The sequence below is a fragment of the Rhodomicrobium udaipurense JA643 genome (genome assembly GCF_000636015.1).
GTDB classification, from domain to species: Bacteria; Pseudomonadota; Alphaproteobacteria; order Rhizobiales; family Rhodomicrobiaceae; genus Rhodomicrobium; species Rhodomicrobium udaipurense.
Map to the genome: position 1 here is coordinate 1 of NZ_JFZJ01000112.1, position 10,497 is coordinate 10,497.

The 10,497-nt window shown below is 63.9% G+C and carries 9 protein-coding genes; 3 read left to right on the forward strand and 6 right to left on the reverse strand.

Annotation, left to right across the window (positions count from 1 at the left end; all coding sequences use genetic code 11):
• Positions 1-361: 361 nt before the first annotated feature.
• From T281_RS13625 to T281_RS13640, 4 genes are all read right to left on the reverse strand, one after another.
• Entirely contained in the window at positions 362-973 is a 612-nt protein-coding gene (locus tag T281_RS13625; protein ID WP_037240187.1) for a hypothetical protein, read from the reverse strand.
• A gap of 356 nt (positions 974-1,329) precedes the next feature.
• Entirely contained in the window at positions 1,330-2,361 is a 1,032-nt protein-coding gene (ruvB, locus tag T281_RS13630) for a Holliday junction branch migration DNA helicase RuvB (RefSeq protein WP_037240191.1), read from the reverse strand.
• 52 nt (positions 2,362-2,413) lie between these two features.
• Complete coding sequence (locus tag T281_RS13635) at positions 2,414-3,424, reverse strand: ligase-associated DNA damage response exonuclease (RefSeq protein WP_081796807.1); 1,011 nt, start codon at positions 3,422-3,424, stop codon at positions 2,414-2,416.
• A 75-nt stretch (positions 3,425-3,499) separates the two neighbouring features.
• Positions 3,500-3,778 (reverse strand): hypothetical protein, encoded by a 279-nt coding sequence (locus T281_RS13640; RefSeq protein WP_037240194.1) that lies wholly within the window; start codon positions 3,776-3,778, stop codon positions 3,500-3,502.
• Between the two features lie 117 nt (positions 3,779-3,895).
• On the opposite strand from T281_RS13640, the gene T281_RS13645 reads away from it, so the two are divergent.
• Together T281_RS13645 and T281_RS13650 are read left to right on the forward strand one after the other, a co-directional pair.
• Complete coding sequence (locus T281_RS13645; RefSeq protein ID WP_081796808.1) at positions 3,896-6,430, forward strand: ligase-associated DNA damage response DEXH box helicase; 2,535 nt, start codon at positions 3,896-3,898, stop codon at positions 6,428-6,430.
• Positions 6,431-6,612: 182 nt separating this feature from the next.
• The gene (locus tag T281_RS13650) at positions 6,613-7,632 is read left to right on the forward strand and encodes a TorF family putative porin (RefSeq protein WP_037240208.1); all 1,020 of its coding nucleotides are present in this window, start codon (positions 6,613-6,615) and stop codon (positions 7,630-7,632) included.
• Here the strand turns inward: T281_RS13650 and T281_RS13655 are convergent.
• Complete coding sequence (locus T281_RS13655; protein WP_245269248.1) at positions 7,625-8,842, reverse strand: MFS transporter; 1,218 nt, start codon at positions 8,840-8,842, stop codon at positions 7,625-7,627. The genes T281_RS13650 and T281_RS13655 overlap by 8 nt on opposite strands.
• A gap of 49 nt (positions 8,843-8,891) precedes the next feature.
• Positions 8,892-9,362, reverse strand: a complete 471-nt coding sequence (locus tag T281_RS13660) for a PRC-barrel domain-containing protein (protein ID WP_052037494.1) — start codon at positions 9,360-9,362, stop codon at positions 8,892-8,894.
• Between the two features lie 196 nt (positions 9,363-9,558).
• Between T281_RS13660 and T281_RS13665 the strand changes: the two genes are divergently transcribed.
• Positions 9,559-10,431, forward strand: a complete 873-nt coding sequence (locus tag T281_RS13665; RefSeq protein ID WP_155955254.1) for a hypothetical protein — start codon at positions 9,559-9,561, stop codon at positions 10,429-10,431.
• Positions 10,432-10,497 lie beyond the last annotated feature (66 nt).

Here is a 10,497-nt window from a genome sequence, read left to right on the forward strand (position 1 = left end):
TCTAGGCCACCGCAAAATCAGACGCCGGTTTTTTGTGAAGGTCTCCAAACAAAAAGTGTCTGGGCGGCTATGGTGCGCGACTGGGAGTGACGCACTGCTTCTATCTCACGAGGCCCGCGCGCTAACGAGTGTGCAAAGAGCGGACTAGCGAAGGCACGGTTCGGGATGGGATTTACGGCGGCTGAGAATCATCGCGGACTATCGCTCACGCTCACGCTCACGCTCACGCTCACGCTCACGCTCACGCTCACGCTCACGCTCCCCCGAACGCGAAGCGCATGACCGCCCGCACATATGAAACCATCGGGGGCAGGGCTGCTCCCGCGCCCAAAAACGCATCAGAATGTAGATGTGAGCTCGGCTAAATTCGCTTCTGGACAACGGGAGCTTCGGGCTCCATGCCCTTATCCTCGATCGCGACGCGATAGACCCAGCGACCCCACGCGAAGCTCACCACATTGCCGGTTGCGGCTTCCGTTATCGCCATAAGCTTGGCGTTGTCGGGGATGACCTGATCGGTGATCTGCTCGCGGCTGACGATCAGAAGCGCCAGACGGCGGTGATCGTTCGTCACGAATTCGGTGTAAAGCCCGGGCCGGAGATGCGCCGACGGGGCATCGGCAAACGCCTTGAGCGCGTCGCTCGACGACAGCACCGGCGTGACCGGCATTTGGTCCGACTTCCGTTCGGCGCTGACTCCCCTGAAGCGGGTGACCGCCGGGCGCGACCGCCACGACCGCGCGTCCGCTTGCGACGGCGCGACAGACTGGCCTTCCGCCATCTGCATCGCATAAAAACCAGCGCCGGACACCTGAGCCGGGCGCGTCATCTCGAAGAATGAGACGAGGCCGCACAGCGGCAGGGCCATCAGCGCTCCGTACACGGAGGCGCGTCCCAAAGATCCAAGGGCCGAGAAGCTCGTTTTCGTGATGCTTTGCGCGTTGCTCATGGCCTTCACAATAATCGAGAGCACTTGTCCCGTCTACACCCGGAGGGTCGTTTCGGATCAAGGCAAATTGATGATAGCGTTCGCTGAAAGGGCGGCCGAACCAACAAATTTATGTGACAGGGAGCTTTACAAAAGAGTAACAGAAGCGCCTGACGTACGCTAAACTTTAATCGTCAGGCGTTCTGTTCCATCCAGCGTGGCATTTGAAACCACGTGGTGGAACCCGTGCAGCATACTCGCTGCTTGTCTTTATAAAAGGTCATTCCCGCCGCCTTGTCATTATAAAAGCGGCGAGGTTACGAAATCCCCTGTGTGAAACCTGTGGGAGAAATTTGACAAGCGCCGAAAGCGCGAGTCGAGAAAGCGACTCAGCCTTCGCGTTAACCGTCGAACAGGGGCATTTGCTGGTCGCGAATAGCCTGCGGCGCGGCCAGGCCGAGGTGCCGGAACGCCTTCAATGTCAGCACGCGCCCGCGAGGCGTCCGCCCGATGAACCCCTGCTGCAACAGATAGGGCTCGATCACTTCCTCAATGGCATCCTTGCCTTCGGAAAGCGCCGCCGCGATCGTCTCGATGCCGACCGGACCGCCGCCGTAGTTTTCACCAATGCAGCGCAAATAGCGATGGTCCATTGCGTCGAGGCCGAGGCTGTCCACTTCGAGCTTGCCGAGCGCGGCGTCGGCAACCGCGCGGTCCACCTCGTCCACTCCACCGACCGCCGCAAAGTCGCGCACGCGGCGCAGCAGACGGCCCGCAACGCGCGGCGTGCCCCGGCTGCGGCGCGCCACCTCGCGTGCTCCGTCCGCCGTCATCGTCATGTGAAGAACGCGCGCGCCGCGCCGCACGATCTCTTCGAGTTCGTCATCCGTGTAGAAGTTGAGCCGGATCGGGATGCCGAAACGGTCGCGCAGGGGCGTGGTGAGAAGACCCGTCCGCGTTGTTGCGCCGACGAGCGTGAACTTCGCGAGGTCGATGCGCACCGAGCGCGCCGCCGGTCCCTCGCCGATGATGAGGTCGAGCTGGAAATCCTCCATCGCCGGGTAAAGGATCTCCTCCACCGCCGGGTTGAGCCGGTGGATTTCGTCGATGAACAGCACGTCGCGATCTTCGAGGTTCGTGAGAAGCGCCGCGAGATCGCCCGCTTTCGCGATCACCGGGCCGGACGTCATCTTGAAATTCACGCCGAGTTCGCGCGCCACGATCTGTGCGAGCGTCGTCTTGCCGAGGCCGGGCGGCCCGGCGAACAGCACGTGGTCCAGTGCTTCGCCGCGCGCGCGCGCTGCATCGATGAACACCTTCATGTTCGCGCGCGCCTGCGCCTGCCCGATGAACTCGGCCAGACGTTGCGGACGCAGCGAAAGCTCGCCCGCGTCTTCGTCCTGTTTTTCGCGGTCGAGAAGCCGTGCGGTCATGGGCCGACGCTAGCGGATTCTGCGGCACTCGCGCAAAACAAAACCGTGGCGTTCATTCGGCCTCCTCGTCTTCGTAGCCGAGCAGCGACAGCGCACGCGCCCGAAGCCCTAGCTTCCGGCAATAATGGACGAGCGCTTCCTCGCGGCCATGCGTGACCCAGATTTCTTCCGCGCCCGCTTCCTGAATGGTGTCGATCAGTTCCGGCCAGTCGCAGTGGTCGGAGATGATGAGCGGCAGTTCAACGCGCTGCTGTTTGGCGCGGGCACGTATCTGCATCCAGCCGGACGCGGCGGCGGGGATGACATCGGGGAGCGAGCGCGACCAGCGGTCGGCGAGCGCGGACGGCGGGCAGAGCACGATTTCGCCCGCGAGGCTCTTGCGGTTGCCGGGCGTCACCGGCTCATAAGGGCCGAGCGCCACACCGCGCGCCTCGTAAAGCTCGGTCAGCTTCATCAGGGCCCCGTGAAGATAAATTGGGCGGTCGTAACCCGCGCGGCGCAGTTCCGCGATGAGCCGCTGCGTCTTGCCGAGCGCGTAGCAGCCGACGGCGTGGCAGCTTTGCGAGAAAATGGCGAGCGAGTTAAGCAGCTTCTCCACCTCGCGCTGCGGGTCTGGGTGGCAGAAAACCGGCAGGCCGAAGGTTGCCTCCGTTACGAACACATCGCACGGCACAAGCTCGAACGGCCGCGCGGTCGGATCGGCCGTGCGCTTGTAATCGCCGGAGACGACGAGCCGCGCGCCGCCATGTTCGATCAGCACCTGCGCCGCGCCAAGGATGTGCCCCGCCGGGTAGAGCGTGACGCGCGCCTCGCCCCAGTGCATCGGCTGGCGATACGGAAGATCGACGCGCTGGCACGCGAAGCCTTCGCCGTAGCGGCACGCCATGATGGCGAGCGTATCCGGCGTGGCGGCGACCTTCGCGTGGCCGCTGCGCGCGTGGTCCGAGTGTCCATGCGTGACGATGGCGGCATCGACCGGCCGAGCGGGATCGATGAAGAAGCCGCCCGCCTTGCAATAAAGCCCTTCGGAGCGCACCTCCATCCACTCGCGCGGGTGGATCATCGCCCGGAAAAGCCCGCTCCCCGAAATTCCCTGCCGTCAAATCTCATGCCTTCGTCCCGTTCCGCACGTTTAACTTCAAGTCTTGCTCTGCCCGATCCCGTGGTCCGCGAGGATGGAAAGCGCTTCCGCCACCGACAATTCGCGCCAGTCACCAGCCGCCGGACCACCTTCGCGGCGGATGAGTGACGCCGCCTGCCGAAGCCCCGCGCGCATCTGGTCTTCGCGCACGCCAGCCGCCGCAGCCGCGCCTTGCAGGCTTTCGGCGGCGGCGAGCTTCTCAAGGAGGTCGAGAATGCGTACCGTCGCCTCATAACCTTTGTCATTCTCTCCGAACAAGTCGGGAACGTCTGTCATCACTCTCACTCACGCATTGATTGCAAGCCGCTTGATCTTATCGCGCATTCTGGTACAAAACAAGAACGATGTGCGTTGTGCGACCATGGATTAATCTGAATCGGTAGAGTTTTCCCCGTGGCGAAACGACGAACATCCGAGAATTTGCAAGAGGCTAACCCGCGAGACGGCGCTTCGGGCGATGGTGGCGAACTAGTGCTGCCGCCTTATGTCGATGCGTGGTTCGCGGCGCGCGGCTGGACGGCGCGGCCATGGCAGCGCGCTATGGTCGAGGCATTCCGCGAGCGCCGCTCCACGCTCCTCATCGCGCCGACCGGCGGCGGCAAGACGCTGTCCGGCTTCCTGCCGAGCCTCATCGACATCCACGAGACGCGTAGCCAGGGCATCCACACACTCTACATCTCGCCGCTGAAGGCGCTGACGAACGACATCGAGCGCAACCTCATGCGGCCCATCGCCGAAATGGACCTCGCCGTGAGCGTCGAAAGTCGCACGGGCGACACGCCGCAATCGAAGCGCGCCCGCCAGCGTCGCGCGCCGCCGAACCTGTTCCTCACCACGCCCGAAAGCCTGATGGTGATGCTGTCTTCGCCCGACGCGCAGCGCCTGTTCGCCGGGCTCCGCGCGGTGATCGTGGACGAGGTGCATAGTTTCGCGGCGACGAAGCGGGGCGATTTCACCGCGCTCGCCCTGTCGCGCCTCGCCGCGCTCGCGCCCGGCGCTGTCCGCTTCGGCCTCTCGGCAACGGTGGCGGACCCTGCCGCGCTCGCGTCCTGGCTCGGCCCCGTCGGCGCGCCCGCCGCGCTCATGCAATCCGGCCTGCCGATGGACCCGGATATTCGCCTCCTGGTGCCCGACGAGACGCGCATGCCCTATGGCGGCTTCATGGCGCGCTACGCCGTGCCCGAAATCTATGACGCGATCCGCCGGGTCGGCACATCCATCGTGTTCGTCAACACGCGCGCGCAGGCCGAGTTGATGCTGCAAATGCTGTGGGACGCGAACGAGGAAAACCTCCCGATCGCGGTCTATCACGGTTCGCTCAGCCGCGAGCAGCGCCGCAAGGCCGAGGCGATGATGGCGGCGGGCAAGATCCGAAGCGTGGTAGCGACGGCGGCGCTTGAACTTGGCATCGACTGGGGCGACGTCGATCTCGTGATACAGGTGGCCGCGCCGAAAGGCGTCAGCCGCCTGCTTCAGCGCGTCGGCCGCTCGAACCACCGGCTCGATGAGCCGAGCCGCGCGTTTCTCGTGCCTGCGAACCGTTTCGAGGCGCTCGAGTGCCGCGCCGCGCTCGCGGCAATCGAGAAGGGCCAACTCGACGGCGAGGCGCCCGGCCCCGGCTCGCTCGACGTGGTGGCCCAGCATATCCTTAGTTGCGCGTGCAGCGGCCCTATCGATCCGGCCGCGCTGTTCGACGAAATACGCACCGCGCTTCCCTATGCCGATCTCCCGCGCGAGACGTTCGACCGGCTGTTCCAGTTCGCCATCGACGGCGGCTATGTGCTGCGCGCCTACGACCGCTACAAGCGCCTCACCGCCTTGCCCGACGGCCGCTTCCGCATCGCGAACCCGCATGTCGCGCGGCGGCACCGGCAGAATATCGGCGTGATCGTGGAAGCGGCGCGGCTCAAGGTGATGCGGCTGTCCGGCAAAGGGCGCGGCGGGCGCGTACTCGGCGAGGTGGAAGAATATTTCGCGCAAGGGCTGACGCCGGGCGACACGTTCTTCTTCGCGGGCGAGTTGCTGGCCTTCGTCGGGGTGCGCGACATGACGCTCGAAGCGCGGCCTGCGGCTGGCGGCGAGCCGAAGGTGCCAGCCTATTCCGGCGGGCAGATGCCGCTGTCCACGTTCCTCGCGGACGGCGTGCGCGATCTGCTGGCCGACCCCGCGCAGTGGCGCACGCTTCCGCCAGACGTGCGCGAATGGCTCGACCTTCAGGCGCGCTTCTCGGCGATCCCGCGCGCCGACAGACTCCTCGTGGAGCACTTCCTCGAAGGGCGCTTCTACCGCACAGTGTTCTATACTTTCGCGGGTCGCCGCGCGAACCAGACGCTCGGCATGCTCATCACGCGGCGGATGGAGCATCTCGGGCTGAAGCCGATCAGCTTCCAGATCACCGATTACGGCCTCGTCGTCTCGCATATCGCCCCGGCGACGAGCGATCACGTCGCGCAGTTTCTGGCACCCGATATCCTCGGCGACGAACTGGAGGAATGGATCCTCGAAAGCCCCATGCTGAAGCGCTCGTTTCGCCATGTCGCAACGGTGACCGGCCTCGTCGAACAGCAGAACAACGCGGCGCGCAAGTCCATGCGGCAGATGACGATCTCGACCGACCTCATCTACGACGTGCTGCGCCGCCACGAGCCTGACCACATCCTGCTCAAGGTGACGCGGCGCGATGCGGAGCGCGAATTGCTCGACCTCAAGCGCCTGTCTCAGCTTTTGACGCGCTATCGCGACCGCTTCCTCTTCATCGAGCTTTCGCGCGCCTCGCCGTTTTCGATTCCGGTGCTGACGGACGTGCGCACGGAGCAGGTGCGCGGCTCCGGCGTGGAGCATCTGCTTGCGCAGGCCGCGATCATGCATGACGCGGAGGACATGATGGAAGAAGTCCGCGCGGCAGTCGCCGGGCGCACGCTCCACTGACGGGCGCAACTCCTGACTACAAAAACGGCAAACGCCTTGCTCGATGTATTTTTGCCACTATGGGTTGTACCTCCGCTCCGCCGCTCTCTTTATGGTTGTTGGTGAATCGCGACTCTTCCTATGGTTGAGCAAGTTTGCGTTCGATCATTCTGCCGCGCCCGGCGGCCAATCGAGAGACCGACATGAGCAAACCGCTTTTGCTTGCCGCCCTTTCCCTGTTTCTCGCTGGAAACGTGATGGCGGCGGAAGACGATTCAGCCAGCACGGAAAAAAAGGAAAGCTCGGCAAAGCCCGCCGCAAAGGAAGAAAAGGCCGAGGACAAGAAGGCCGAGCCGACCTATCCCGACTGGGATGTCGCCTTCGGCGCGGGTGCCGCGACAGATTACGTGTTCCGCGGCATCAGCCAGTCGAACCGCAATCCTTCGTGGAATTCCTATGTCGAATTCCGCTACACACCGCAGAAGGACGTGCAGTTCTACGCCGGCACGAGCATTTACCAGATCGACTTCCCGAACGACGCCTTCGCCGAAGTTGACTTCTACGGCGGCGTGCGCCCAACCTTCGACAAGGTCGTGTTCGACTTCGGGTTCTGGTATTACTGGTATCCCGGCGGGCGCACCTATAACGGTCTTGAGCCTGCCTCTCTCAACTGCACCAACGGCTTTTACACGCCGACCGGCGGCTGCAACACGCTCGAAGCGCGGCTCGACTTCTACGAAGTCTACGGCAAGGCCACTTACACGCCCGACGACAAGCTCACGCTCGGTGTCGCGGCCTATTATTCACCTTCGTGGCTTAATACGGGCGCGCCCGGCACCTACGCCTCGTGGACCGGAAAATACGTGCTGCCCGACAAGAACTTGCTGCCCGATGGCCTCGGCTGGTACGTCTCGGGCGAATGGGGCAACTATTTCTTCGGCGACACGAAGGACTTCTACGGCAACATTCCGCTGCCCGACTATGCGACGTGGAATGCGGGCCTAGCCTTCACCTACGACGTGATGACGCTTGACCTTCGCTACTACGATACGGACCTGTCGGATGCGCAGTGCAATGTGCTGACGGGCGACGACACGGCAACCTTCCGCACGAAGAACATCACGGACGTCAATGCGAGCGGGCTTGGCTCGAAGTGGTGTGGCGCGGCCTTTGTCGGCAAGCTGTCGTTCGACATGACGGCGAAGACCAATCTCCTCAAGTGATTTCCTCTTTCGGGCGCGTTTCCGGCATCAGCGTGAGCGTTACGATGAAGCCGAGCGCGCCCGTAGCGGCAAGCCACCAGAAGGCGGAAGGGCGTCCAAAGGTGTCAGCGATATAGCCAGCGGCGGGCAGGCTGACTGCCGCCGCGAGGCCGATGGACATGCCGACGACGCCCTGCGCCAGATTGAAATGTCCCGTGCCGAAAGTAATGTCGGCGATCACGAGCGGGATCAGCACCGCGAGCACCGCCGCCGAAACGCCATCAAGCATCTGGATCGCGACCAGCGGCACCGCGCCGTCCAGTAGCGCAAAGAGCGCCGCGCGTATCGGCAGCACGCCAAGCGCCGCGAGCAGCAGCGGCCGCCGCCCTATCCGCTTCGCAAGCTGCCCCACCGTCGGAGAAAACAACGCAACGATGATTTGCGGCAGCACGATCGCGGCGGCGATCAGCGCCACGGCCCATTGGTTCGCGCGTGTTGTCAGTTCCGAGCCGACGAGCGGCAGAAGCGGTGCGTTCGCCATCTGAAACAGCGCGATGATGGCGATGAAAACGAGAAACGCGCGCTTGCGAAGGAGCATCGAAAGCCCGGCGGGGACGCTCGAAGCTTCCGGTTCGCTGCTTCCGCCATGCGCCGTCGCGACATCCACCTCGGCCTCGCGGATATACCAAAGCGCGGTAATCGCGGGGAATGCGAAGAACGCGGTCACGAAAAACACTGCCTGCGCCGACCAGAAATAGCCGCACGCGCCGAGCAAGAGCGCGGCGGTTCCGTTACCTGCGGCGGCGTAGCGCGCATTGCGTCCGAGGCGGGGGGAAAGCCCCTCGCGCGCCACGAGCCCGAGGCTGATCGCTGCGACCGCCGGAGCGACAACCGCCGTTCCAGCCGCATGAAGCACGCGCGCGAATGCCACGGCCGCGAACACCGGCCACGCGGCGATAATGAACGCGCTGGCTCCGATGGCCGCCACGGCTCCGCCCGCCGCCCGCCGCTCGGACCGCACGTTGTCGATCAGCGCGCCGCCCGGCACCTGACACACCAGCGCGGCGATGGAGCCGACCGACAGCACGAGGCCGATGTCCGTCTGTGTCCACTTCTCCGACGTGAGATAGACGGCGAGAAACGGCCCGAAGCCGGTCTGGATGTCGCCGAGGAAAAAGGCGAACCAGTCGAGGCCGCGCAGGCTTTCCCGCGAGGGGGGCTTGCGTTTCATATCTGCCGTGGGCACCGGGTCCGGCGGCTCCGATGCATCCTGCGTGGCGCTAATTCGTTCCTTCAGCGCCTCGGCCTTTCGCGGAATTCGCACCGATGGCGACAACCGGCTTACCCGTTTTCACCTCGGGGGCTTCGCTGAGACGTTCGCGCGGAAGCTCCACCACCAGCACGTCGCGCCCGTCGGAGGCGAAATGCAGATCGGGCCAGGCGATGGCGATGCGGCGGCTGCCGACGCCGAGAAAACCGCCGACTTCGACCACGGCCGCCTGAACCGCGCCCGAGCCATCCGCAAGGACATCGACGACGCGCCCTGCGCGCTCGCCCGCGCGGGTCATGACGTTTTTGCCCATCACGCTTTCGGCCCGCCAAAGCACGGTTCGCTCCGGCGGAGACTGATCGGCCTTCATCTGCTCTTGCGGCGGCTCGCCCGAGCGCGCTTCGCTGCCAGATGACCGTGCCGAGTGTGACGCCGCGTTCGCCGCGAAGACAATAAAAAGGAAAAGGCAGAACCTTCGCATGCAAACATTCTCCTGCCGTTTGTCGCCTAACAGCGAAGATCGTTCACCGTTCCCAGATCAGTCCGGTGCAACGTAACTCACCCTTCAAATTTACTCTTATCTAATCATCAAATTCTGCTGACGCACGGGCAACTTCTTTTAGAAGATCGCATTGACCCAATTGATATGTGCAAACAAATCGGAGGAAATCGAAAAAATGGCAGATACGACTTACGACATCGCGGTATCATGGAGCGCCATCTTCTTCGGCTCTCTCGTCGGGCTCTCGGTGGCAGCGATGCTCCACGTGCTCGGGCTGGCCGTCACGGCCAGTTCGGTTCCCGATCAGGCGGGGCCGACCGACGCTCTCATGACCATCGGCGGCGTAGCCGGGATCTGGTATATCGCCTCCACCGCCGTGAGCCTTTTTGTTGGAGGATTCGTGGCGAGCACCCTTGCCTGGACCTTCACCGGCAAGCGCGCCGCTATTTACGCGCTCGGCGTTTGGGCGATCACCACGCTGGTGGTGGCGCTAGCGTTTGTGCCCCCCATCATTCGCGCGGGGACCGGCGCTGTGTCCGCAGTTGGCAACGTCGCTGACCGAGCCATCACCACGGCCGCCGGAGCAGGTGAGGCAGTTGGGAGCGCAGCCGCTAATGTCCCGTCCGGGCTCGTGGACGATGTTCGGCAGAGACTTGGCATTCCATCGGGCGCGCAAGTCGATCAAGGCGCCATCCGGGACATCACGCGGCTGGTAGGCCAGCGGTTAACCGGCAATGAATGGACACCTCAGCAGCGCGACCAGGTCATTGCCGCCCTCGGGCGCGCGGCCAATGTCCCCCCTGAGGAGGCACGCCGTCGTCTTGGCGAAGCCGAATCCGCGTTGAACACGGCAATTCAGGAGGCGAGAGACACGGTACAAAAAGCGGTTGAAGCGACGCGGCAGGCCATCGCTGGCGTGGCTTACTGGACATTCGCTGCAATTTTGGCCGGGCTTATAGCGGCCTATTTCGGTGCCCGCTTTGGCGAACGAGAGGAAAGCGAACTGCCCACGTTCGCACGCATACGCACTCATCGGACGTCGAACTAGTGGTCCGATTCCGACATTTGCATTCCGTTCGCAGCACCTCGTGAGCAAATGTTGGAATCACAAGGA

What these genes read in the sequence shown, in the direction of transcription:
- ruvB (WP_037240191.1), bottom strand. Translation starts at nt 2,361, where the DNA reads ATGACCGCACGGCTTCTCGACCGCGAAAAACAGGACGAAGACGCGGGC.
- T281_RS13635 (WP_081796807.1), bottom strand. Translation starts at nt 3,424, where the DNA reads ATGATCCACCCGCGCGAGTGGATGGAGGTGCGCTCCGAAGGGCTTTAT.
- T281_RS13640 (WP_037240194.1), bottom strand. Translation starts at nt 3,778, where the DNA reads ATGACAGACGTTCCCGACTTGTTCGGAGAGAATGACAAAGGTTATGAG.
- T281_RS13650 (WP_037240208.1), top strand. Translation starts at nt 6,613, where the DNA reads ATGAGCAAACCGCTTTTGCTTGCCGCCCTTTCCCTGTTTCTCGCTGGA.
- T281_RS13655 (WP_245269248.1), bottom strand. Translation starts at nt 8,842, where the DNA reads ATGAAACGCAAGCCCCCCTCGCGGGAAAGCCTGCGCGGCCTCGACTGG.
- T281_RS13660 (WP_052037494.1), bottom strand. Translation starts at nt 9,362, where the DNA reads ATGCGAAGGTTCTGCCTTTTCCTTTTTATTGTCTTCGCGGCGAACGCG.
- T281_RS13665 (WP_155955254.1), top strand. Translation starts at nt 9,559, where the DNA reads ATGGCAGATACGACTTACGACATCGCGGTATCATGGAGCGCCATCTTC.